This is a genomic window from Lysobacter olei (genome assembly GCF_054777355.1).
The window spans coordinates 1-527 of the sequence record NZ_BAAHAT010000041.1; the positions used below are offsets into that span (position 1 = coordinate 1).

Annotated in this window: 1 protein-coding gene; it reads left to right on the forward strand. The window is 50.9% G+C overall.

Features of this window, described 5'->3' with window-relative positions; translation table 11 throughout:
- The coding region (locus ACYVBS_RS14715; RefSeq protein ID WP_460824506.1) for a hypothetical protein at positions 1-527 on the forward strand (527 nt) is incomplete at both ends.

Consider the following 527-nt stretch of genomic DNA (forward strand, 5'->3'; position numbering starts at 1 on the left):
CTGAGGTTGCGCTGGCAGATGGCGAGGTCATCGGAATTGCCGGTCTGGGGAACAAGGGAAAAATTGGTCGCGCTAAATGGAGAGAGTTTAGAAACCTTGTCCTGGGCGGCATCCCAGTTGCATACCGTGCTAAGATTTGGTCTGAGTGCAGTGGTGCCTCAACCCTCCGCGTGCCAGGATATTATGACGACCTTGTTAACGGGCACATAACCACTCAAGCTGATCCCGGAGCAACTGCCCAAATTACCATGGACATTCACCGCACCCTGACTGATAATATATTCTTCCGCAAGGGGCCGGGAGTCGCAAGGTTGAATGAAGTCCTTCTGGCTTACTCCCGCCGCAATCCAGAAGTCGGATACTGTCAAGGCATGAATCTCATTGCAGGTTCGCTTCTTTTAATTCTTCCTACCGCAGAAGATGCATTCTGGGTCCTGGCGTCAATCATTGAAAATATCCTTCCTCCTCACTATTATGATCATGGTCTTGTGGCGTCACGGGCAGATCAGCAAGTTCTGTGCCAGTAT